The 22,484-nt window shown below is 68.9% G+C and carries 20 protein-coding genes; 4 read left to right on the top strand and 16 right to left on the bottom strand.

Annotated features, from left to right (window positions below; translation table 11 throughout):
* Positions 1–70: 70 nt before the first annotated feature.
* Both FPT20_RS03665 and FPT20_RS03660 read right to left on the bottom strand, forming a co-directional pair.
* The gene (locus FPT20_RS03665; RefSeq protein ID WP_158862693.1) at positions 71–1,783 is read right to left on the bottom strand and encodes a cation:proton antiporter; all 1,713 of its coding nucleotides are present in this window, start codon (positions 1,781–1,783) and stop codon (positions 71–73) included.
* A gap of 13 nt (positions 1,784–1,796) precedes the next feature.
* Positions 1,797–3,233, bottom strand: a complete 1,437-nt coding sequence (locus tag FPT20_RS03660; protein WP_158862691.1) for an NAD(P)H-quinone dehydrogenase — start codon at positions 3,231–3,233, stop codon at positions 1,797–1,799.
* Between the two features lie 84 nt (positions 3,234–3,317).
* On the opposite strand from FPT20_RS03660, the gene FPT20_RS03655 reads away from it, so the two are divergent.
* Positions 3,318–4,151, top strand: a complete 834-nt coding sequence (locus tag FPT20_RS03655; protein ID WP_158862689.1) for a purine-nucleoside phosphorylase — start codon at positions 3,318–3,320, stop codon at positions 4,149–4,151.
* Positions 4,148–5,863: a phospho-sugar mutase gene (locus FPT20_RS03650; protein ID WP_158862687.1), complete on the top strand. Its 1,716-nt coding sequence runs from the start codon at positions 4,148–4,150 to the stop codon at positions 5,861–5,863. Before FPT20_RS03655 ends, FPT20_RS03650 begins: the two co-directional genes overlap by 4 nt.
* Positions 5,864–5,893: 30 nt before the next feature.
* Here the strand turns inward: FPT20_RS03650 and FPT20_RS03645 are convergent, their stop codons facing one another.
* The 13 genes from FPT20_RS03645 to FPT20_RS03585 form a co-directional block, all read right to left on the bottom strand.
* Entirely contained in the window at positions 5,894–6,166 is a 273-nt protein-coding gene (locus FPT20_RS03645; protein ID WP_158862685.1) for a PTS sugar transporter subunit IIB, read from the bottom strand.
* Entirely contained in the window at positions 6,163–6,624 is a 462-nt protein-coding gene (locus tag FPT20_RS03640; RefSeq protein WP_158862683.1) for a PTS sugar transporter subunit IIA, read from the bottom strand. Before FPT20_RS03640 ends, FPT20_RS03645 begins: the two co-directional genes overlap by 4 nt.
* Before the next feature lie 25 nt (positions 6,625–6,649).
* A complete protein-coding gene (locus FPT20_RS03635) occupies positions 6,650–7,768 on the bottom strand; it encodes an adenosine deaminase (protein ID WP_158862681.1) in 1,119 nt (372 codons plus the stop codon).
* A 5-nt stretch (positions 7,769–7,773) separates the two neighbouring features.
* A complete protein-coding gene (locus FPT20_RS03630) occupies positions 7,774–9,006 on the bottom strand; it encodes a type II toxin-antitoxin system HipA family toxin (RefSeq protein ID WP_267902701.1) in 1,233 nt (410 codons plus the stop codon).
* Positions 9,003–10,703, bottom strand: a complete 1,701-nt coding sequence (locus tag FPT20_RS03625) for a DUF262 domain-containing protein (RefSeq protein WP_158862677.1) — start codon at positions 10,701–10,703, stop codon at positions 9,003–9,005. Before FPT20_RS03625 ends, FPT20_RS03630 begins: the two co-directional genes overlap by 4 nt.
* Positions 10,704–10,736: 33 nt before the next feature.
* A complete protein-coding gene (locus tag FPT20_RS03620) occupies positions 10,737–12,062 on the bottom strand; it encodes a thymidine phosphorylase (protein ID WP_158862675.1) in 1,326 nt (441 codons plus the stop codon).
* Positions 12,059–12,484 carry a cytidine deaminase gene (locus FPT20_RS03615; RefSeq protein ID WP_158862673.1) on the bottom strand — a complete coding sequence of 142 codons (426 nt, stop codon included), beginning with the start codon at positions 12,482–12,484 and terminating at the stop codon, positions 12,059–12,061. Before FPT20_RS03615 ends, FPT20_RS03620 begins: the two co-directional genes overlap by 4 nt.
* 11 nt (positions 12,485–12,495) lie before the next feature.
* On the bottom strand, positions 12,496–13,785 hold the full coding sequence (locus tag FPT20_RS03610; protein ID WP_158862671.1) for an ABC transporter permease: 1,290 nt from the start codon (positions 13,783–13,785) through the stop codon (positions 12,496–12,498).
* On the bottom strand, positions 13,782–15,056 hold the full coding sequence (locus FPT20_RS03605; protein ID WP_158862669.1) for an ABC transporter permease: 1,275 nt from the start codon (positions 15,054–15,056) through the stop codon (positions 13,782–13,784). Before FPT20_RS03605 ends, FPT20_RS03610 begins: the two co-directional genes overlap by 4 nt.
* Positions 15,053–16,573, bottom strand: a complete 1,521-nt coding sequence (locus tag FPT20_RS03600; protein WP_158862667.1) for an ABC transporter ATP-binding protein — start codon at positions 16,571–16,573, stop codon at positions 15,053–15,055. The genes FPT20_RS03605 and FPT20_RS03600 overlap by 4 nt, the downstream gene beginning before the upstream one ends.
* Before the next feature lie 209 nt (positions 16,574–16,782).
* Positions 16,783–17,865: a BMP family lipoprotein gene (locus FPT20_RS03595; RefSeq protein ID WP_158862665.1), complete on the bottom strand. Its 1,083-nt coding sequence runs from the start codon at positions 17,863–17,865 to the stop codon at positions 16,783–16,785.
* Between the two features lie 184 nt (positions 17,866–18,049).
* Complete coding sequence (locus FPT20_RS03590; RefSeq protein ID WP_158862663.1) at positions 18,050–19,186, bottom strand: magnesium and cobalt transport protein CorA; 1,137 nt, start codon at positions 19,184–19,186, stop codon at positions 18,050–18,052.
* A 53-nt stretch (positions 19,187–19,239) separates the two neighbouring features.
* Positions 19,240–20,415: a glycosyltransferase family 4 protein gene (locus FPT20_RS03585; RefSeq protein WP_158862661.1), complete on the bottom strand. Its 1,176-nt coding sequence runs from the start codon at positions 20,413–20,415 to the stop codon at positions 19,240–19,242.
* Between the two features lie 102 nt (positions 20,416–20,517).
* Here FPT20_RS03585 and FPT20_RS03580 point away from each other — a divergent pair, with 102 nt between their 5' ends.
* Entirely contained in the window at positions 20,518–21,645 is a 1,128-nt protein-coding gene (locus FPT20_RS03580) for a mannose-1-phosphate guanylyltransferase (RefSeq protein WP_158862659.1), read from the top strand.
* Between the two features lie 9 nt (positions 21,646–21,654).
* Here FPT20_RS03580 and FPT20_RS03575 read toward each other — a convergent pair whose 3' ends face one another.
* Positions 21,655–21,903, bottom strand: coding sequence for a hypothetical protein (locus FPT20_RS03575; RefSeq protein ID WP_158862657.1), 249 nt, complete (start codon positions 21,901–21,903; stop codon positions 21,655–21,657).
* Positions 21,904–22,066: 163 nt separating this feature from the next.
* Between FPT20_RS03575 and sdhC the strand changes: the two genes are divergently transcribed.
* Entirely contained in the window at positions 22,067–22,483 is a 417-nt protein-coding gene (gene sdhC, locus FPT20_RS03570; RefSeq protein ID WP_158862655.1) for a succinate dehydrogenase, cytochrome b556 subunit, read from the top strand.
* Position 22,484 lies beyond the last annotated feature (1 nt).

Raw genomic sequence — 22,484 nt, 5'->3', positions numbered from 1 at the left:
GCGCGGCACAGCGGCACAGCGGCACAGCTGCACAGCTGCGCGTCGGCGGCGACGGCGCCGCCGCCCGGCGTCAGCCCGTCGCCTCCGCGGGGTCGCCTTTGAGGTCGATGCTGATCTCGTCGGCGTCGAGGTTGGTGAGCGCGCCCGCGAGCACGTCGGCGCTGAAGGTTCCGTCGTCGCGGGCGTCGAGGAGCGCCTCCCGCTGAGCCCGGATGCCTCGCACCCGAGCTGACTTGTGCGCCGCGAACGCCTCCGGCGAGCGCTCGGTCGTCGTCGGCTGGGGAACCGCCCGCCCCGCGTCGCGGAGGAGCTCCATCAGCCGCTTCCGCTCGGCCCGCTCGGCGCCCGGGTCGGCGGCGCTGGGCCTCACGACGCGCAGGACCGGGCCGAGAGTCCCGCCCTGGAGGAGGAGCGATCCAGCGGCGACGAGGAAGGCGATCAGCACGAGCACCGACCGGCCCGGCGTCTCCTGCGGGAGGCTCTGAGCGGCGGCGACGGTCACCGCACCGCGCATTCCGGCCCACACGACGACCGCGCCCTCGCGCCAGCCGAGCGGAGCGCCGGTGAAGTAGTCGATGTCGGCCAGGGCGCGGCGGACGCGCGTGCCGAAGCGGGCCACGTCCTGCACGGTCGGGATCCTCGGTCGGAAGCGGGAGCCGCCCGGGCGAGCGGTCACGTCGTTCCCCGCATTCGCAAGGCGCTCCTCATAGGTTCGCCGCGCTGCTTCCGGGTCGGCGAGGGTCGCCTGCATGCGCTCGAGGGTGGGCCGCATCCGCTGCCTGCGGCGGTTGCGGCGTGCCAGCAACGCGAGCAGCGGGGCGACGAAGCCGGCCCGGATGAGGAGGGTCAGCACGAGGGCCGCGGCGGCGACGCCCACGGCAGGCAGCACGCCGGCGTGGTCGTTCTGCACCTTCTGGACGATGCCGAACAGCTCCAGCCCCATCGTGAGGAAGATGAAGCCCTCCAGGAGGAGCTCGACGGTGCGCCAGTTCTGGGAGTCGGACAGGCGGTGCTCCGGCGAGAGCACCCGCGGGGCGCGCCGCCCGGTCACGAGCCCGGCGACGACGGCCGCGACGAGCCCCGAGGCACCCAGCGCCTCAGCGGGAAGCGACGCGAGGAAAGGCACCGTGAACGAGATCGCCGTGTTCACGGTCGCGTCGCGCACCCTCGAGCGCACCAGGAGGTTGAGCCTCCCGACGACCCACCCGAAGACGACAGCGACGACGACGGAGTAGATGAAGGAGAGGGTCACGAACCCGAGATGGAAGGACGCCACCGCGGCCGCTGCGATGGCGGAGCGGAGCAGCACGAGCGCGCTGGCGTCGTTGAGGAGGCTCTCCCCCTCCAGGATCGCCACCACGCGCGGTGAGACGCCCGCCCGCTTGACGATCCCGGTGGCGACGGCGTCGGTCGGGCTGACGATGGCGCCGAGGGCGATGCCCCACGCCAGGCCGAGGCCCGGGACCACCCAGGCGAAGAAGAGTCCCAGCAGCACGGAGCTCACGACGACGAGCAGCACGGACAGCCCGCTGATCGCCCCGAACTCGCGCCGGAAGTTCATCGACGGCATCGACACCGACGCCGAGTAGAGCAGCGGCGGAAGCACCCCGGCGAGGATCCACTCGGGCTGCACCACGATGGCGGGGACGAACGGCAGCAGGCTGACCAGGATCCCGACCACCATCAGGATCAGCGGCGAGGCGACGCCGAACCGCGGTCCGATGGTCGTGGCCGCCGCGATGGCGAGCACGGCGAGGACCCCGATGACCAGCAGCTCCTCCATCCCCCGGTCCCGATCAGAGGACGATGTGCATCGCCCGTGCGGCGTCGGTGATCGAGCCCGACAGGGAGGGGTAGACCGTGAAGGCTCTCGCCACCTGGTCGACGGTGAGCCGGTGCTCGACCGCCAGCGCGAGCGGGAAGATGAGCTCGGAGGCGCGGGGCGCGACGATGACGCCGCCGATGACGGTGCCCGATCCGGTCCGGGCGAACAGCTTGACGAATCCGTCGCGGAGCCCCAGCATCTTGGCCCGCGGATTCGACTTGAGCGGCAGCTTGTAGATGTCGCCCTGGGCGATGCCCTCCTCGATCTGCTTCTGGTTCCAGCCCACCGTGGCGATCTCGGGCTGAGTGAAGATGTTGGAGGTCACGTTGCGCAGCTCGATCGGGTTCACCGCGTCGCCCATCGCGTGGAAGATCGCGGTGCGGCCCTGCATCGACGCGACCGAGGCCAGCGGGAGGGAGTCGGAGCAGTCGCCCGCGGCGTAGACGTTCGGGATGGAGGTGCGGGCCACCCGGTTCACGCGGATGTGGCCCGACGGCGCCAGCTGCACCCCCGCCTCCTCGAGCCCGATCCCGGAGGTGTTGGGCACCGACCCGACGGCCATGAGGCAGTGCGACCCGTGGACGGTCCGCCCGTCGGTGAGGGTCGCGACGACACCGTCGTCGGTGCGGACGACGGACTCGGCCCGCGCCTTGGAGAGCACCTGCATGCCGTTGCGCTTGAAGACGTTCTCGATGACGCGGGCCGCATCGGCGTCCTCGCCGGGGAGGACCTGGTCGCGCGAGGAGATCAGCGTCACCTTCGACCCGAGGGCGGTGTAGGCGGAGGCGAACTCGGCGCCCGTCACACCGGAGCCCACCACGATGAGGTGATCGGGCACGCTCTGCAGGTCGTAGAGCTGCGTCCAGGTCAGGATCCGCTCGCCGTCGGGCGCGGCGGACGGGAGGACGCGCGGGCTCGCGCCGACGGCGATGACGATGGTGTCGGCCTCGACACGGTCGAAGTCGGTGCCGGAGTCGCCGGGCGCGGTCGACACGATGATCGCGTGGGCGCCGTCGAGCCGCCCCTCCCCCGTGATGATGCGGACGCCGGAGCGGACGAGCTCGGCCCGCATGTCCTCCGACTGCTGGCGCGCAAGGCCCATGAGGCGTTTGTTGACGGCGGCGAGGTTGACGGCGATCTCGGGCCGCACCGGCTTGCCGGCCTCGGTCCGGCTGAAGAACTGCACTCCGAGGTCGGCGGCCTCGGCGATCGCGTTGGTGGCCTCGGCGGTGGCGATGAGGCTCTTCGACGGCACGACGTCGGTGATGACGGCGGAACCGCCGACGCCGGAGCGCTCGACGATGGTGACATCGGCGCCGAGCTGCGCCGCGGCGAGCGCCGCCTCGTAGCCTCCCGGGCCGCCGCCGAGGACCGCGACCCGCTGCTTGCGCTCGAATTCATACGCCATGGCGTCCATTCTTCCGTATGGCCCGCGCCGATGCGCACCGGCCCCGCCTCGGCCTCCCCGAGGGGCCGCAAGTAGAGTTGGCTCATGCTCGAATCCACCACAAACCCGCTGGACGACCCTGCCGCCGACCCGTTCGCGGTGGCCCGTCAGGCGGCGCAGCAGCTGGCCGAGAAGACCGGCGTCGACAAGCACGACATCGCCCTCACGCTGGGCAGCGGCTGGGGCAGGGCGGCGGACCTGCTCGGCGAGACGACGGCGACGGTGCCGGCGACCGAGATCATCGGCTTCAGCCGCCCCGCGCTGGAGGGCCACATCGGGACCCTGCGCTCCATCCTCCTCCCGAACGGGAAGCGAGCGCTCGTCATCGGCGCCCGTACGCACTACTACGAGGGCCACGGGGTCCGCCGCGTGGTGCACAGCGTCCGTACCGCGGCGGCCGCGGGGGCGACGACGATGATCCTCACCAACGGCGCCGGGGGCATCAAGCAGCACTGGAAGCCGGGGACGCCCGTCCTCATCAGCGATCACATCAACCTGACCGCGGACTCGCCGCTCGAGGGCGCCACCTTCGTCGACCTGACCGACCTCTACTCCCGGCGCCTCCGGGAGGCGGCGCGCACGATCGAGCCCACGCTCGACGAGGGCGTGTACGTGCAGTTCCGCGGCCCTCACTACGAGACCCCGGCCGAGGTGCAGATGGCGAAGGCCGTCGGAGGCCACATCGTGGGCATGTCGACGGCCCTCGAGGCGATCGCCGCCCGCCAGGCGGGCATGGAGATCCTCGGCATGTCGCTGATCACGAACCTCGCGGCGGGCATCCAGACCTCGCCGCTGAGCCATCAGGAGGTCATCGACGCGGGGCGCGCCGCCGAGCCGGTGATCAGCGCCCTCCTCGCCCGGATCGTGGAGGTTCTGTGACCGGCGGGGGCGCGGGCGACACCGCGCAGCTCCTCGCCCAGGCCCGCGCGTGGCTCGACCAGGACCCCGACCCGGAGACCCGCGACGAGCTCGAGACGCTCATCGTGGCCGCCGAGGCGGGCTCGAGCGAAGCCGTGGCCGACCTGCACTCGCGCTTCGACGAGCGCCTCGCCTTCGGCACGGCGGGTCTCCGCGGCGAGATCGCCGCCGGCCCCAACCGCATGAACCGGGTCCTGGTGGCGCAGGCCGCCGCCGGTTTCGGCCGCTGGCTGCTCGAGCACGCGGAGGGAGGCGCCACCCCATCGGTGGTGATCGGTTACGACGGCCGCAAGAACTCCGATGTCTTCGCTCGCGACACGGCCGAGCTCATGGCCGGGGCGGGGATCCGCGCGATCCTGCTCCCGCGCCTCCTGCCCACCCCGGTGCTCGCGTTCGCGGTGCGGCACCTCGCCGCTAGCGCCGGCGTGATGGTCACCGCGAGCCACAATCCTCCGAACGACAACGGGTACAAGGTGTACCTCGGCGGCGACGACCACGGATCGCAGATCGTCCCGCCGACCGACGGCGAGATCGCGGCGCACATCCTCGACGTTGCCCGCGGAAGCGTGGGCGACCTGCCCCGATCGGACCGCTACGAGGTCGCCGGCGAGGACGTCGTCGAGGCCTACGTCGAGGCGACGTCGGCGGTCGCCGTCGGCGACGGGCCGCGCGATGCCGTCCGCTTCGTCTACACGGCGATGCACGGCGTCGGCTGGCGCACCGCGCACGAGGTCTTCTCCCGTGCCGGCTTCTCGGAACCGGTGCCGGTGACGGCCCAGCTCGAGCCGGACCCCGCCTTCCCGACGGTCGCCTTCCCCAACCCGGAGGAGCCGGGAGCGATGGACCTCTCCTTCGCCGCCGCACGCGAGGCGGGTGTCGACCTCGTCATCGCCAACGACCCCGACGCCGACCGGCTCGCGGTGGCGGTCCCGGACGCGACCTCCGACGCCGGGTTCCGCCGGCTCTCGGGCAACGAGGTGGGAGCCCTCCTCGGCTGGCGCGCCGCGGAACTGGCCGTCGCCGCCGGAGGCGACGGAGGCGCGGTCGGCACCCTCGCGTGCTCCATCGTCTCGTCGCCGGCCCTGTCAGCGGTCGCTCGCGCCTACGGGCTCGACTTCGCCGACACCCTCACCGGCTTCAAGTGGGTCTCGAGAGCGCCCGGGCTGGTCTACGGGTACGAGGAGGCGCTCGGCTACCTGGTGAACCCAGAGACCGTCCGCGACAAGGACGGCATCTCCGCCGCCGTGGCGTTCCTCGACCTCGCGGCCGACCTCGCGGCGCGCGGCGCGACCATCGCAGACCGGCTCGACGAGTTCGCCGAGCGGTTCGGCTTCTTCGCGTCGGACCAGATCTCGCTCCGGGTCGCAGAGCTGTCGCGGATCGGCGAGATCATGCAGGCGCTCCGGTCGACGCCTCCCGACCGCCTGGGCGATGTCCGGGTCACCCGGATCGACGACCTCCGCGACGGGTTCGGCTCGCTCCCTCCGAGCGACGTGCTGCGCATCCACCTCGAGGACGGCTCCCGCGTGATGGTGCGGCCGAGCGGCACCGAGCCGAAGCTCAAGATCTACATCGACGCGTCGAGCGACGAGGGCACGCTGGAGGAGCGCCGGACCACGGCCACCGCGCGCGTCGCGGCGCTGACGGAGGCGATGCGGGCGCTCACGAGCTGAGCCCGAGGCGCCCGTCCGGCGTGGCGCAGCTCAGCCGAGAGCTTCGTCGAGCTTCTGCTCGAGCTCCTCGAGGTCGAAGTAGTTGTTGACGATGATCACGTCGGCGTTGGTCGGGCCGATGCGCTCGACGAGCTCCGGGGAGGTCAGGATGATCTGCGCGTCTCCGGCGGCCTCGGCGACATGCGCCGCGTCGGAGGCGCTGACGTCGGCGTCGATCCCGAGCCGGTCGAGCACGCGCTCGGCGTTCACCTTGAGGATCCCCGAGGTCCCGACGCCGACACCGCAGATCGCCACGATCTTCACCGCGCCGCCTCCTCCTCGCTCGCGGAGAGGATCCGCTGCACCTCGTCGACCGATCCGGCGGCGGCCAGCGCTGGGATCGAGTCGGGTTCGTTGAACACGTTCGCGAGCTCGGCGACGCTCGTGACGTGCGCCTCCGGCGTCGACACGGCCAGCCCGATCACGACGGACACCGGGTCGTTGTGCGGGTGACCGAAGACGACCGGCTCGGCGAGCGTCACGACCGACAGGCCGTCGGTGTTGACGTCGGGGCCGGGGCGGGCGTGTGCGAGCGCGAGGCCCGGCGCGATGACGATGTACGCGCCGAACTCCTCGATGACGTGGATCATCCGCTGACCGTACCCGGCCTCGGTCGCGCCCGAGCGGGTCAGCGCGTGGCCCGCCAGTTCGACGGCCTCGCGCCAGTCGCCCGCGCGCGCACCGATGGTCACGGCGGAATCGGGCAACGGTGGCAGCGGCATGCCTCCAGCGTATCGTCCGCAGGGTTCAGGAACCCTCGAAACCTGCTGTGATGATGTCGGCCAGTTCCTCGCGCTCCTCGAGCGGGAGGAAGGCCCCGGCCGCGGCGTTCAGCTGGAAGATCTCGAGGTCGGTCCGGTCGTACGCGAAGGCGTCGGCGAGGAGCCCGAGCTCGCGCGTGAGCGTCGTCCCGCTCATCAGGCGGTTGTCGGTGTTGACCGTCACCCGGAAGCCCAGCTGGTACAGGAGGTCGAACGGGTGATCGAGGATGTCGTCGCCCCAGGCGGCGATCGCCCCGGTCTGGAGGTTCGAGGTCGGGCTCGTCTCGAGGGCGATCTCGCGGTCCTTCACCCACTGCGAGAGGGCGCCCAGGGTGACGTAGGTGTTCTCGTCGTCCTGGCGCTCGATGGTGATGTCCTCGGCGAGCCGGACGCCGTGACCGAGGCGCAGGGCGCGCCCGTCGATGAGAGCACTGCGGATGCTGTCGAGCCCGTCGGCCTCGCCCGCGTGGACGGTGGCGGGGAAGTACTGGGCGGCCAGGTAGTCGAAGGCCGCACGGTGGTTGGACGCCGGGAACCCGGCCTCGGGGCCGGCGATGTCGAAGCCGACGACGCCGCGCTCTCGATGGCGCACGGCGAGCTCGGCGATCTCGAGCCCGCGGTCGTTGTGGCGCATCGCCGTGACGAGCTGCCCCGCGCGGATCCGGGCGCCGGTCGAGCGCACGTCCTGGATGCCCTGCTCGATGCCGTCCTGCACGGCCTCCACGGTCTCGTCGAGCGTGAGGCCGCCCGCGAGGTGCTGCTCCGGGGCCCAGCGGATCTCGCCGTAGACGACGCCGTCCGCCGCGAGGTCCTGCACGAACTCCCGGGCCACTCGGGAGAGCGCGTCGCGGGTCTGCATCACCGCTGTCGTCAGATCGAACGTCTTGAGGTACTCCACGAGCGAGCCGGAGTTCGACTTCTCGCCGAACCAGCGGCCGAGCTCGGCCGGATCCGAGACGGGCAGCTCGACACCGGCGGCGTCGGCCAGCTCGACGACCGTCGCGGGCCGCAGGCCGCCGTCGAGGTGATCGTGCAGGGAGACCTTGGGCAGCGGCCGGATCGCCGTCCCGTCGGCCAGGGTGTACTCGTTCCAGGCGTCGCTCATGCGCTTCAGACTATCGGCACAGTGTTCGGTCGAACTCCGAGTTGAGCCGCTATTGCGGTCGCGTGGTCCTCAACCTTTCTCGGAAATTGAGGGAGATCCGTCAGCGGAGCTAATCCTCCAACCTCGCCGAGAACGCGCTCGATAACTTCGTCAACAATGGCGAGCATCGACTTCTGGCCAACGCCGAGGCGTTTCGCCATACGCTCGAAATCGAATCGAGTCACGGCGGAGAAGCGTTTCTGTCCGCCGAACTTCAGGCCAAGATCCTCCTCCCCGCTGGCGAAATAAGGAATCGTCGAGACGAGATCGTATGCGGGTGATATACGGGCGCGCCTACCGAATTCGTAGATCACTGACCAATTCTTAAGATGAGCATCCCCGTTCCCGACCAGCAAGTTGAAGGTCATGCGGCGAACGAACTCGTCTAGCGATGACAGGTCGACTCCTCTATAGAGGAGGGCCGCGACTGTCTCGAAAGAACCACTGTATTTCTCGTGGGGATAGAAGCCTCTGACTTGAGCCAAGTCTTCGATATGGACTCGCTCGCCGTCGGCACGATCGAACCTTCGGATGGCAAATGCATACTCTTCGCCGTTCGGCCAAACGTTGTCCGGGAGCCGCTCCAAATCAGATCGGTGCACGAGACGAGTCTCGGGCACCTCAATTCCCGCCGCACGAGCGAGATTCATGATGAGAAATTCGTTCTCTGGAACGTTTCGGTGAGACGGCTCCGGCAGCTTGACGATCCAGTCTCCGAACTCGTGCTCAGCAGGCAGGCTCAGCTTGTCGCCAGATGCCAGCATGGAGAACTTGAGTCCCACCCCCGCGAGCGAAAACTTCCAGATTGGGCTTTCGACAGGATTTGCGCGAGGATTCTCGATGTCGCCCCAGGCATCGGCCATACCTTCGGCACCGTCTTCAGCAACGGTGACGGCACCAGGGAGATCTCGTCCCACGCGTAGCAAGAGTTCCATCTCACGCTCGGCTGAGACATTCCGGTCGATCGCAATCCATTCCCGAAGCCGACCTTCTGGGAGCAGATTCGAGAACCACGCAGGGAGTCGGAGTGTCGCTCTCGGCGAAGCCCTGGGATTGTCCTCGAACCACAGTCCAAGAACGTCCCTGTTCTCTCGTTCCCAGTAGTCCGCGTCAAAGGAAAATCGAGCAACGTCACCGGACTGCGCCAGCACACCAACTTGAGAATTTCGTAGGGAAACAGCGTGGGCGCGGCTAATCACTCGAACCCTTCCTCCACGATCTCGAGTGCTGCTTCGTCGAAGTCGAGCGACGCCAGGGGGGGCGTCGTTTCGAACCCGGCGCCCGTACGGACCGTAACGAAACGCTCCACGGTCTGCCGTATCAGTTGCTCACGACCTACAACGAACGCATCGAATCCCCCGCTTCCAAGCAAGCAAAGAAGGTCCTCGTCAAGGAGGTGCGAACGCCAGATCAAGTCACGAGTCGGCCCAGCTACCTGCACTGATCGCTCAAGCCGTCCAGTCAAATCCGCCTGGTCGCGCGCATTAGCAATCAATCGATTCCCGGCCGATAGCCTCAGATGCGTGGCGAGTCGATCGCGGCGCACAATTTCCGTCGCGGCAGCGCTTGGAGTCTCTAATCCTTCAAGCAGCTGCATTAGGTCGTCCGATTGGAGTGGCTCGCCCGTCTCCAAGTCGCGCGGGGCTAAAGACCACATTGCGCAGAGTATTACTTTGCTCGCAGCTTGGTTCGTTCGCAGCACACGCGGATTTGGAAGGGTCACTGCCGAGGACGATTCGACAGCCCGTAGAAGTCGTTGAACTGAGTCGTCTTCTTCATTAGCGACGATGTTGCCGGCCAGTGTCCGAACGGTTGCCGTTGACCCACTCAAATTAAGATCTGGTGCGCGCGTCGCCGCGCGCCAAAACCACCACGACAAGAGTTCGAGATTGCGCGGCGTCGGGTCGGGAAAGAGCGCAAAGTAGCGGGCCAATACAAGAATCAGAAAACGGTAGGGAACGAAGGTTACGTGAGGCACGCCCGCGCGGCCCAATAGGAAATCGACGGTGGCCGTTAGCGCGCGCTCCGCCTGCCGATAACCTTGCTCACGCGATTCCCCCGGGTAGTCGGAGTTCGAACGACGCTCGACGTCGAACTCGAAGTGCGGATCGCGGGTGATATCAGGATGTCTTCTAACGAGCACGGCTTGATAGATTGTCGCGTCGTCGAGACGACCGAACGTGGTAGCCGCGGCAATTCGGTCCGCAATGGCCCCAATCGATAGTTCTTCGCTGGAAGACTGGCCGGTCGCCCTGTGGATAGCGTCAAATATCTCGGCCCCGCGTAAACGCCTGCCTGCGGTGTTTACACGGTCGAAGATGTCGCGTAGGACCTGCTCGTCGGCTTGACTCACGACTGAAGCTGGCAACTTGAAATCGCGCAGGACCGCGGTTGCATCTTGCAGTTCACTCGCATGCGGCGCTGACTCAGGGTTGTCTTGTAGCCATCTCAGCAATCGCGCGACATCAAACAGCTCTGGCAGGGGAATCGAGAGGAGCCCCCGCGCGTCGTTGGGCCTCATGATTCTGCCGCGCTCAATCGCGTACACAAGCTGAAAGCGCGGGTCCCTGGCAAAAACATCCGGACTCACTGCGTTGACCAGGCTAGTAATCCGTTGCTGGCCATCTACGACCCACAGAGCGCCAGGCTGTTCCGGGGCGTCGATGACCAATGCGCCAAGGACCAACCGTGCCTGCGGTGCCGCTTTCCTCCACATGAGCGCGCTGCCGATGGGGTAGCCCTTGAGAATACTGTCGAAGAGCGCGACCACGTCGTCCGAATCCCAGCGAAATGAGCGCTGAAACTCTGGAATACGAAGTTCACCCGCCTGCGCCATCCCAGCTAGCTGCTGAATCGAAAACTCTTCACCCTTTGAACTGGTTAGGTTTCGAGCCACGAATTTTCCCCCTGAGAGACGACTAGTGCAACTCTAGGCGATCCGGTCCGCGATGAGCGGTCCGCGCTCGAAGGGCGTACCGGGAGGCGCGATCCGGTAGGCGCCCTCCAGCGCCTCCAGAGCCCGCTCGAAGCGCGCCGGCTCGTCCGCCGACAGGGTGAACAGCGGCTGCCCGGCCCGCACCGGGTCGCCCGGCTTCGCGTGCAGGTCGATGCCGGCGGCGTGCTGGACCGGGTCCTGCTTGCGGGCGCGGCCCGCGCCGAGCCGCCACGCGGCGATGCCGAACGGGAGAGCCTGCTGCTCGACGAGCACGCCGTCCGCGTCGGCCACGACCGTGTGCGTCTCCCGCGCGACGGGGAGGGGCGCGTCCGGGTCGCCGCCCTGAGCGCGGATGGTCGCCCGCCAGGAGTCCATGGCGCGACCGTCGGCGAGTGCCGCGGCCACGTCCTCGTCGGGGCGTCCGGCGAGTGCGAGCATCTCGCGGGCGAGCGCGATCGTGAGCTCGACGACATCGGCGGGACCGCCTCCCGCCAGTACCTCGACCGATTCGCGCACTTCGTTCGCGTTGCCGATGGCGAGTCCGAGCGGCACGTTCATGTCGGTGAGGAGCGCGGAGGTGGCCACACCGGCGTCCGTGCCGAGCTCGACCATGGTGCGGGCGAGCTCGCGGGACTTCTCGATGTCCTTGAGGAACGCGCCGGAGCCGAACTTCACGTCGAGGACGAGCGCGCCCGTCCCCTCCGCGATCTTCTTCGACATGATCGAGGACGCGATGAGCGGGATGGCCTCCACCGTGCCCGTGATGTCGCGGAGCGCGTACAGCTTCCCGTCGGCCGGGGCGAGACCGGAGCCGGCCGCGCAGATGACGCCACCCAGGTCGCGGAGCTGCGCGAACATCTCGTCGTTGCTGAGGTTCGCACGCCACCCGGGGATGCTCTCGAGCTTGTCGAGGGTGCCACCGGTGTGACCGAGCCCACGGCCGGACAGCTGCGGGACCGCCACGCCGAAGGAGGCGACGAGCGGCATCAGCGGGAGGGTGATCTTGTCGCCCACCCCGCCGGTCGAGTGCTTGTCGGCCGTCGGCCGCCCGAGACCCGAGAAGTCCATGCGCTCGCCCGAGGCGATCATGGCGAGGGTCAGGTCCTTGATCTCACGCCGCGTCATGCCGTTGAGGAACACGGCCATCGCGAACGCGGCCATCTGCTCGTCGCCGACGTAGCCCCGCGTGTACGCGTCGATCAGCCAGTCGATCTGGCCGGTGTCGAGCTCGCCGCGGTCGCGCTTCGTCCTGATGAGGTCGACGGCGTCGTACGCCTCGACCGCTCCCTGGTGGTCGGTCACGGATGCTTTCCTCTTCATTCCTCGTCGATGCCGTGCTCGGCGCGGTAGGCGGCGAGCTGGCGGGGGCCGAACGCGTCGGGCAGCACCTCGTCGATGGTGCGGATGCCGGAGACGGTCTCGAGCAGCATGCCCTCGGCGGAGTGCTCGTACAGCAGCTGGCGGCAGCGGCCGCACGGCATGAGGACGTCGCCGTCGCCGTTCACGCAGGTGAACGCCACGAGGCGGCCGCCTCCCGTCATCGCGAGGGCGGAGACGAGGCCGCACTCGGCGCACAGCGTCACGCCGTAGCTGGCGTTCTCGACGTTGCAGCCGCTGACCACGCGCCCGTCGTCGACGAGGGCGGCGGCGCCCACCGGGAAGCGCGAGTACGGCACGTACGCGTGGGACATGGCCTCACGGGCGGAGGCGCGCAGGGCCTCCCAATCGATCGGATCGCTCATCGCCGGGCCGGTCACGACTTGGTGTACGGCTTGCCGTCGGCCGCCGGCGGACGGGACATGCCGACGAGGCCGGCGACGGCGAAGATCGTCACGACGTACGGCAGCATCAGCATGAACTCGCTCGGGACCGGCGAGCCGATGATGCCGAGCACGTTCTGCAGGTTGGTCGCGAAGCCGAACAGGAGCGCCGCGAGCGTCGCGCGGATCGGGTCCCAGCGACCGAAGATGACGGCGGCGAGCGCGATGAAGCCCTGGCCTGCGGTCATCTCCTTCGAGAACGCCCCGACGGACCCGAGGGTGAAGTACGCGCCGCCGAGCCCGGCGATCGCGCCCGCCAGCGAGACGTTCCAGAACCGGGTGCCGTTCACGTTGATGCCCACGGTGTCGGCCGCCTCCGGGTGCTCGCCGACCGAGCGGAGGCGCAGGCCCCAGCGGGTCTTGAACAGCCCGAACCAGACGGCGAAGATCGCGATGTACATGAGGTACTCGATGATCGTCTGGTGGAACAGCACCGGACCGATGATCGGGATCTCGCTGAGCAGCGGGATCGGCCACTCGGGCAGCCGGGGCGGGTGGTTGAGCAGCGGTGCGTTGCCGGCGAGCACCTGCGAGTACAGGAAGCTCGTCAGGCCGGTCACGAGCACGTTCAGCACCACGCCGACGATCACCTGGTCGACCAGGTACTTGATGGAGAACGCGGCGAGCACGAACGATACGAGCACGCCGGCGATCATCGCGGCGATCAAGCCCACCAGCCAGCTGCCGGTCAGTGAAGCGGTCATCGCCGACACGAACGCGCCCGCCAGCAGCTGACCCTCGATGGCGACGTTGACGACGCCGCCGCGCTCGGAGACGACGCCGCCGAGCGCGCCGAAGACGAGCGGGACCGACAGGCTGATCGTGCCGAGGAGGAGGCCCGTCACGGGCACCGGGAGCTGGCCCGAGCCCGCCCAGGCCAGGAACCCGAACATGAACAGCAGCGCGAAGACGATGACCATCCAGATCGGCGTCTTCCTGGCCTGCCAGGACAGCCACGCGCTCACCGCGGTCAGCACGACGAGCAGGAGGGTCACGACGATCGTCGTGGTGAGCGTGTCGACCGTGAGCGTGGAGATCTTGATCACGTCGGTCTTCTCGGAGAAGCGGAAGGTGCTCTGACCGTGGCGCGGGAAGCCGAAGAACAGGATGAGGCTGAGGACGACGAACACGCCGAAGGCGATGGGCGCCTTCCAGGAGCGGATCTCGGCCTTCTCGAGGACGATGGGCGAGGAGTCGGGGATGACAGGGGCCGCGGAGGTCACTTGGCCGCCACCTCCTTCGTGACGATCGGGCGGGGTCTCCGGGGCGGTGCGCCCGGCGTGGGGAGGCGGAAGATCGCGCGCACGAGCGGCGGCGCGGCGACGAAGAGGACGATGAGGGACTGCATCACGAGGACGATGTCGATCGGGATGCCGCCCGCCTGGATGGTGTAGCCGCCGGCCTTCAGCGCGCCGAACAGGAGGCCGGCGATGAAAACGCCCCCGGGGCGCGAGCGGCCGAGGAGGGCGACGGTGATCGCGTCGAAGCCGATGCCCGCGTCGACCCCCGAGCTGATGCCCGACGGGAACACGCCGAGCGCCTGGCTGGCGCCGGCGATCCCGACGAGACCGCCGGCGAGCAGCATCGCGTACACGTAGACGTTCTTCACGTTGATGCCGGCGACGCGAGCCGCGTTCGGGTTCTCGCCGACCGCGCGGAAGCGGAAGCCGAGGCTCGAGCGGTTGATCAGCCACCACACGAACACCGTGGCGGCGATGACGACGACGAACGCCCAGGTGAGGTTGTACTGCGGTCCGAGCAGGGAGGGGAACACGGCGTTGGCGTGGATCGGCGGCGCCTTCGGGTTGTTGGAGCCCGGCGCCTGCAGCAGCCCCTGGGTGCGGAGCATGAAGGAGATGAGATAGAAGGCGATGTAGTTGAGCATGATCGTGACGATCACCTCGTGCGCGCCCGTGCGCGACTTCAGGAGTCCCACGATCCCGGCCCAGACCGCTCCGCCGGCGATGCCCGCGAGCAGCGCGACGATCAGGTGGAGGACCGGGGGCAGGGTGAAGGAGAAGCCCACCCACGCGGCCGTCGCGGCGGCGATGAGGATCTGCCCCTGGCCTCCGATGTTGAACAGGCCGACGCGGAACGCCAGGGCGACGCCCAGGCCGCTGACGATCAGCGGGGTCGCGAAGTTCAGGGTCTCGGTGAACGGCCTGATCCCGGCCGCGAAGGTCGGACGGCGGAAGTTGTAGATCGCGCCCTGGAACATCGACGTGTACGCGTTCGACACGGAGGTCCAGATCGCCTGGAACGTGTCGCCAGGCCGGGCGAAGAAGTAGCCGGCCGCCCTCTGGACGTTGGGATCGGTCAGCGCGATCAGGATCGCCCCCGCGACCAGCGCGAGGACGACCGCGAGGATCGAGATCACGACCGGGCCGCCCATGATGTCGCGGACGGCGCGGTTCAAGCGATCGTCGTTCTCGGGCCGGGCCGCGGGCTTCTGCGGTTCCGCGGGCTGCGCCGGGGCCGTCTCGGTGCCGGTCATGCTGCTGCTCCTGCCTGGTCCGGCGTCTCGCCGGCCATCATCAGGCCGAGCACGTCGCGCGACGTGTCGCCCGGCACGATTCCTACGATCCCCCCGCGGTACATGACCGCGATCCGGTCCGCCAGAGCGGCGACCTCGTCGAGCTCGGTCGAGACGACGATCACCGGGACCCCCGCGTCGCGCGTCTCGACGATGCGCTTGTGCACGAACTCGATCGACCCCACGTCGAGACCGCGCGTCGGCTGGGCAGCCACGAACAGGCGCAGCTCGCGGCTGAGCTCGCGGGCGAGCACGACCTTCTGAGCGTTGCCGCCGGAGAGCCTCCCGACCTTCGTGTCGATCGACTGGGTGCGGACGTCGAACTCGCGCACCTTCTCCTCGGCGAAGTCCTTCAGATACGAGAACTGGATGTTCCCGCTCTTGACGAACGGGGCATCGGTCGAGCGGTCCAGCATCAGGTTCTCCTGGATGGTGAACTCACCGACGAGGCCGTCCTCGTTGCGGTCCTCTGGGACGAATCCGACGCCGGCATCGAGCACCTTCCGCACCGAGCGGCCCTGGATGGGGGCGCCGTCGAGAAGGATCTGTCCCTCCACGCGCGGCTGCAGCCCGATGATCGCCTCCGTCAGCTCGGTCTGCCCGTTGCCCTGGACGCCCGCGATCGCGAGGATCTCGCCCGCCCGGACCTCGAAGCTGACCCGGTTGACCACGCGCTGGCCGATCGGGTCGATGACCGAGAGGTCCTTCACGACGAGGGCGGCCTCGCCCGGCTCCGCCGGTGCCTTCTCGACCTGGAGGGACACGGCCCGGCCGACCATCATGGAGGCCAGCTCGGCGTTCGTCGCGGTGGGCTCGGCCTCGCCGACGACCTTGCCCAGGCGGATCACCGTGATCCGGTCGGCGACCTCGCGCACCTCGCGAAGCTTGTGGGTGATGAAGATGATGGCGGTGCCCTGCTCCTTGAGCTGGCGCATCATGCCCATGAGCTCGTCGGTCTCCTGCGGGGTGAGCACCGCGGTGGGCTCGTCGAACACGAGGACCTTGGCGTTCTGCGAGAGCGCCTTGATGATCTCCACGCGCTGCTGCACACCGACGGGCAGATCCTCGACGAGCGCGTCGGGGTCGACGTGGAATCCGAACCGCGCCGAGATCTCGCGCACCTGCGCCCGCGCCGCGGCCAGGTCGAGGCGGCCGCCGAACTTCGTCTGCTCGTGGCCGAGCATGACGTTCTCGGCGACGGTGAAGACGGGGATCAGCATGAAGTGCTGGTGCACCATGCCGATGCCGGCCTTCATGGCATCGCCGGGGCCGGAGAAGCGCTGGACCTCGTCGTCGAGGAGGATCTCGCCCTCGTCGGCCTGGTAGAAGCCGTAGAGGACGTTCATCAGCGTGGACTTGCCCGCGCCGTTCTCGCCGAGCAGGCAGTGGATCTCGCCGGGTTCGACCGTGAGATCGATGTGGTCGTTGGCGACCAGGGCACCGAACCGTTTGGTGATGCCGCGGAGTTCGAGCTTCATTCGGGTGGATTTCCTTCTCTACTCGCCCGCTGGGAGCACAGAGACACAGGGTTGTGGCACGCGAAACGGCTGGTGGCCACGATGCGCATCCTCACCCTACCTGTGTGCACATATGTCATTGTGTGCTCAAACGAGCACCGGCCGCCACGGGGAAAACGAACGGGGAGGCCAGCGCGCGCTGGCCTCCCCGTCGAGTGCTGTGCCGCCGGTTACTGCTTCGGCGACGAGGGCGACGTGACCTTGATCGAGCCGTCGATGATGCCGGCCTTGATCTTGTCGAGCTCGCCCTGCAGACCCGAGTCGACCTTCGACTGGTAGTCGTGGAACGGGGCGATGCCCACGCCGTCGTTCTTCAGCGTTCCGACGTACGGGGTGCTGTCGAACTTGCCCTTCGCCGCCTGGGTGACGACGTCGTTGGTGGCGGGCTTCATGCCCTTCATGACCGAGGTGAGGAGCAGGTCCTTCACGCTCGGGTCGGACTGGTAGACGTCGGCGTCGACGCCGATCATCGCGATCGGCTTGCCGGAGTCCTTGATGGCCTGGGCCGCGGACTGGTAGATCGGACCGCCGACCGGCATGATGACGTCGGCGTTCTGGTCGATGATGCCCTGGGCCGTGTTCTTCGCGGTCTCGTTGGCGTCGAAGCCGCCCGTGAAGGAGCCGTTCTGCTTGTCGACGTCCCAGCCGACGACCTTGACGGACTTGCCCTTCTGCTGGTTGTAGTACTTCACGCCGTCGGCGAAGCCGTCCATGAAGATCGTCACGGTCGGGATCTGCATGCCGCCGAAGGTGCCGACGATGCCGGTCTTCGAGTAGCTCGCCGCCGCGTAGCCGGCGAGGAAGGCGGCCTGTGCGGTGTCGAAGATGATCGGCTTGACGTTCTTGGCCTGGATCGAGTTGTCGTCGATGATGGCGAAGTCGATGTCGGGGTTCGCCGCCGCGGCCTTCTTCGTGGCGTCGGCGAGCAGGAAGCCGACGGTCACGACCAGGTTGCAGTTGGCGTCGACCATGCTCTGGATGTTCGGGGCGAAGTCGTTCTCGCTCTTCGACTCGGCCTTGTTGTACTTCACGTTGAGCGAAGCGGCGGCCTGCTGGAGGCCCTCGTAGCCGAGCTGGTTGAACGAGTGGTCGTCGAATCCGCCGGAGTCGGAGACCATGCAGGGCAGGAAGTTGCTCTTCGCCGCTCCCGTGGACGAGGTGTCCGACGGAGCAGCCGAGCAGGCGGCGAGCAGCGACATGATGCCGATCGCCGCCAGGCCGGCCAGGCCGGCCTTACGGGCTGTGATTCTCAAGGTGATCCTCCAAGATGCGTGACCGCCGCGGGTGAACGGGGTCAGTTCGTTTTCACGTTACCGAATGTGACGAACGGCGCCGTCCGCAAATCCGGCTTCTTCATGCAAGCGTTACAAACGCGCGCGCCGTCGGCACCTGCTCATTTGAGCGGGCACCGACGGCGCGTCCCCCGTCCGGGTGGGGCTACATCCAGCCGCGTCGTTTGAAGACGACATAGAGGAGGGAGCTGAGACCGACCATGGCGATCAGCGCGAGCGGGTACCCGAACGACCAGTGCAGCTCCGGCATGTTGACGAAGTTCATCCCGTAGACGCCCGCGATCAGCGAGGGCGCGAAGAGGATGGCCGCCCACGACGAGATCTTCTTGACCTGCTCGCCCTGGTCGTGGGTCGAGTGCGCGAGCCTCGTCATCTCCTCGTTCTGCCGCTCGGACACCAGGGTCGAGTTCACGGTCAGGATGTCGCGCAGGAGATAGCGGAACCCGTCGACGCGCTCGTTCACCTGCGTGAGGTGGTCCGCGACGTCCCGGAGGCGCCGCTCGAGCTCCTGGGTGACCCCGTACTTCGCCGACCCGCGCTCGAGCGCGACCATGACCGACGACAGCGGATGGGTCGCCCGCTGGAAGTCGATCACCTCGCGCGAGAGCTCGTAGATGCGCCGGGAGACGAGGGCGTCGCCTCCGAACACCTGGGTCTCGATCTCGTCGATGTCGTTCGCGAGACCGGCCACGACCGGCCCGTAGGCGTCGACGACGGCGTCGATGATGGCGTACAGCACGGCCTGCGGGCCGAGCGCCAGCAGCTCGGGCTCCGCCTCCATGCGCTGCCTGACGGTCGAGAGGTCGGGCGACTCGCTGTGCCGCACCGTGATCACGAAGTTCGGGCCGACGAAGAGGTGCAGCTCGCCGAAGTCGACCTCCTCGGGGGCGTCGAGGTAGTTGGCCGCCTTGAGCACGACGAACAGCACGGTGTCGTACCGCTCCAGCTTCGGGCGCTGATGCGCGACGATCGCGTCCTCGATCGAGAGCGGGTGCAGCGAGAACTCGTCGGCGAGCGACATGAGCTCCTGCTCGCTCGGCCGGTACAGGCCGATCCACGCCATCCCGCCCGGGGTCGCGTCGAGCGCGCGGTAGGTCTCGGCGAGCGTCGTCGGGGAGGCGACGCGCACGCCCCCTGCGTAGATCGCGCTGTCGACCATGCTCTTCCGCTGTCCTGCGGGCCGATCGGCCTTCGCGGGCGCCTGGCGCGGCGAGGGAGGCTCGACCCGGCGGGCTCGCGAGACGAAGGGCATCGGGATGCCGCGACGATTCAGGTTGGCCATCGGTCACCTCCACGGATCTCCAGGACAGTCGGACGGCCCGTGACCCGGGCCACCTAACTGTACGCGCGCACCCTGCCCGTGCGCTTGGCGCCCTCCGCACCCTCCCGCGGATCCACGCACGCGTCCAGGATGACGCGCTCGTAGTGCCCGATGAGCTCGGCGCAGACCACGTCCCAGCTCCGGCCGAGGACCGCACGGCGCCCGGCCTCGCCCATGCGCAGGCGCAGTGGTGCGTCGCGGGCGAGCATCGCGACCGCGGCACGCAGCGACCGGTCGTCGGAGGGAGGGAAGAGCAGCCCGTCCACGCCGTGCTCGACGAGATCGATCGGGCCGCCCGCTCGCGGGGCGACCACGGGGAGTCCGGCCGCGTGCGCCTCCTGCACCGTCTGCCCGAAGGTCTCCTCCGAGCCGGTGTGCACGAACAGGTCGAACGCGGCGTACGCCGTCGCGAGGTCGTCGCCGGAGAGGCGCCCGAGCCAGGTGACGGGCATGCCCTGCAGCCCTGCCTCGACCTCGGGGCGTGCCGGACCGTCGCCCACGATCGCGAGTGCCACGCCGGGGAGACCCCGCAGCGTGCGGAGCCGCTCGACCTGCTTCTCCGGGGCGATGCGCCCGACATAGCCGACGACCACCTCCCCGTCCGGCGAGAGCCGCTCGCGGAGCGCTGCGGTCGCCGGCGTGCGCCTCTTGTTCGGGTGGTAGCGGACGAGGTCGACGCCCCTCCCCCATCGCGCGATGCGACTCACGCCGGCGAGCCGGAGGTCGTACTCGCTCGACGCAGACGGCGCGAGCGTGAGGTCGGCCCCCTCGTGCACCCAGCGGACGTACTTCCAGGCGACGCCGGCGGTCATGCCGAGGCCGTTGCGCCGCGCGAATCCCGCGACATCCGTCTGGTAGATGGCGACCGACGGGACGCCGAGGCGATTCGACGCCGCGATCGCCTGGGCTCCCAGGAAGAACGGGGAGGCGGCGTGCAGCACGTCCGGCCCGAACCGCGCGAGGATCCGCTGCACCTGCGGGCTCGGGAGCCCGACCGGGAACTGCCGGTAGGCGAACGACGGCACCTGATGGATGCGGAACCCGCGGTACTCGGCGGGCGCACCCGCCTCCGGGCAGATCACGATGGCCTCGTGCCCCGCCTCGGCGAGGTGGTCGAGCACCCGGAGCACGCTCGTCGTCACCCCGTTGACCGTCGGAAGGAAGCTCTCGCTGACGACCGCTACCCGCATGGCCCCACGCTAGGAGGCGGCGGTGTCGCGGCCGTGAACGGAGGGTGACCGCCCGCTGCCCGGCGGGAGGCCGTTCGCAGCGGGACACCGTATCCTGGCCGCATGACGCCGAGCTCCTCCGTGTTCGACCGGTTCTACAGCGTGATCCCGGCGGGAGGCGTCGGGTCCCGGCTGTGGCCGCTGTCGCGCGCCGACGCGCCCAAGTTCCTCCACGACCTCACGGGCTCGGGCCAGACGCTGCTCCGCGACACCTGGGACCGGCTCGTCCCGCTGTCGTCCCCGCAGCGCGTGATGGTGGTGACCGGCCGGGCGCATCGCGCGGCCGTCGAGGACCAGCTCCCCGACCTCACCGACGAGAACGTCGTGCTCGAGAGCGAGCCGCGGGACTCGACGGCGGCGATCGGCCTGGCGGCCGCCATCCTGGAGCGGCGGGAACCGGGCGTCATCATGGGGTCCTTCGCCGCAGACCACGTGATCCGGGACCGGGTGCGGTTCCACCAGGCGGTCCGCGAGGCCATCCTCGCCGCCGACGCCGGCTACATCACCACCATCGGGATCCAGCCGACCGAGCCCGCCATCGGCTTCGGCTACATCCACTACAAGGAGGGGAACGCCGGCATCGAGGGGGCGCCCTCGGCCCGGCTCGTCGACTCGTTCGTCGAGAAGCCCGACCTCGCGACCGCCGAGCGCTACCTGGCAGGCGGCGACTACCTCTGGAACGCGGGCATGTTCATCACGCGGGCCGATCTCCTCCTGGAGGAGATCGGCCGCAGCAAACCGGCTCTGCTGGAGGGACTGACCGAGCTCGCGGAGGCGTGGGACGACCCGGCCCGCCGCGGCCCCGCGGTCGACCGCATCTGGCCCCGCCTGGAGCGGATCGCCATCGACTACTCGGTCGCCGAGCCGGCCGCGGCCGCCGGCCGCCTGGCGGTCGTGCCCGGCTACTTCGACTGGGACGACGTCGGCGACTTCGCGTCGCTCGCCAAGCTCAACTCGAGCGGGCGCAAGTCCGACCTCGCCATCCTCGGCGCGAACGCCCGGGTGCTCTCCGACGCGTCGAGCGGCATCGTCGTGACCCAGACCGGGCGCGTCATCAGCCTCATCGGAGTCAAGGACATCGTCGTGGTCGACACGCCTGACGCCCTCCTCGTCACCACGAGCGAAAACGCGCAGCGGGTGAAGTCGGTGGTCGACGCGCTGAAGCTGACCGGCTCGACCGACGTGCTGTAGACCCGGGGCCTAGCGGGCGTCCCAGGCGGGAGGCGCGGCCGCGGGGCCGTCGCCGCCCTGGATCTCCTGGTTGAGCCGCGTCAGCTCGTCGTCCGAGAGGACGATGCCGGCGTCGCCGAGGCGGTCCCGCAGCGTGCGCTCGCTGTCCTCGGCGGGCCGCAGCCGCAGGTCCGCCTTCACCTGCTCGACGATGCCCGCCACGCGTGCATCGTGGTCCGCCGCTCCCCCGCCGTCCATGATCGGCTCGTCCTGTGTCATGGCCCGGACGGTACGCCCGCCTGCGCCCGCGGTCGACCCCGAGTTATCTCGATGTCGAGATAACCAAGGCGAGCCTAAGAGGCGTCCCGGCGCCCCGCGGCATAGACTGACCACGCGCGATCCGCGCCCCGAACGAGCGACAAGCAACCAGGGAGGGTTGTCCGTGTCAGAACAAGCGGCAGGGACCCTGCAGCCGACGAAGACCCGGCCGGGCGGCACTCTGTACCGCGGCCGTGAGGGGATGTGGTCGTGGGTCCTCCACCGCATCACCGGCGTGGCCATCTTCTTCTTCCTGCTGGTCCACATCCTCGACACCTCGCTGGTGCGCATCAGCCCCGAGGCGTACAACGCGGTGATCGGCACCTACAAGAACCCGATCATGGGCCTCGGTGAGATCGCCCTGGTCGCCGCGATCGTGTTCCACGCCCTCAACGGCCTCCGGATCATCGCGATCGACTTCTGGAGCAAGGGCGTCAAGTACCAGAAGGCCATGTTCTGGATCGTCATCGCGCTGTGGGTCATCCTCATGGCCGGTTTCGTCCCGGTGCAGCTCGTGCACATCTTCGCGGAGGTGAACTGAC

Origin of the sequence: Leifsonia sp. AG29 (assembly GCF_009765225.1) — a bacterium.
In the GTDB taxonomy this organism is placed as follows: domain Bacteria; phylum Actinomycetota; class Actinomycetes; order Actinomycetales; family Microbacteriaceae; genus Leifsonia.
Note: the sequence above shows the minus strand (reverse complement) of the source record. Positions and strands in the feature narration are given on the sequence as shown.

Excerpts from the sequence above, each read along its gene's own strand:
- FPT20_RS03665 (WP_158862693.1), bottom strand. The coding sequence starts at position 1,783 with ATGGAGGAGCTGCTGGTCATCGGGGTCCTCGCCGTGCTCGCCATCGCG.
- FPT20_RS03660 (WP_158862691.1), bottom strand. The coding sequence starts at position 3,233 with ATGGCGTATGAATTCGAGCGCAAGCAGCGGGTCGCGGTCCTCGGCGGC.
- FPT20_RS03655 (WP_158862689.1), top strand. The coding sequence starts at position 3,318 with ATGCTCGAATCCACCACAAACCCGCTGGACGACCCTGCCGCCGACCCG.
- FPT20_RS03640 (WP_158862683.1), bottom strand. The coding sequence starts at position 6,624 with ATGCCGCTGCCACCGTTGCCCGATTCCGCCGTGACCATCGGTGCGCGC.
- FPT20_RS03635 (WP_158862681.1), bottom strand. The coding sequence starts at position 7,768 with ATGAGCGACGCCTGGAACGAGTACACCCTGGCCGACGGGACGGCGATC.
- FPT20_RS03620 (WP_158862675.1), bottom strand. The coding sequence starts at position 12,062 with ATGAAGAGGAAAGCATCCGTGACCGACCACCAGGGAGCGGTCGAGGCG.
- FPT20_RS03615 (WP_158862673.1), bottom strand. The coding sequence starts at position 12,484 with ATGAGCGATCCGATCGATTGGGAGGCCCTGCGCGCCTCCGCCCGTGAG.
- FPT20_RS03605 (WP_158862669.1), bottom strand. The coding sequence starts at position 15,056 with ATGACCGGCACCGAGACGGCCCCGGCGCAGCCCGCGGAACCGCAGAAG.
- FPT20_RS03600 (WP_158862667.1), bottom strand. The coding sequence starts at position 16,573 with ATGAAGCTCGAACTCCGCGGCATCACCAAACGGTTCGGTGCCCTGGTC.
- FPT20_RS03590 (WP_158862663.1), bottom strand. The coding sequence starts at position 19,186 with ATGGCCAACCTGAATCGTCGCGGCATCCCGATGCCCTTCGTCTCGCGA.
- FPT20_RS03585 (WP_158862661.1), bottom strand. The coding sequence starts at position 20,415 with ATGCGGGTAGCGGTCGTCAGCGAGAGCTTCCTTCCGACGGTCAACGGG.
- FPT20_RS03580 (WP_158862659.1), top strand. The coding sequence starts at position 20,518 with ATGACGCCGAGCTCCTCCGTGTTCGACCGGTTCTACAGCGTGATCCCG.
- FPT20_RS03575 (WP_158862657.1), bottom strand. The coding sequence starts at position 21,903 with ATGACACAGGACGAGCCGATCATGGACGGCGGGGGAGCGGCGGACCAC.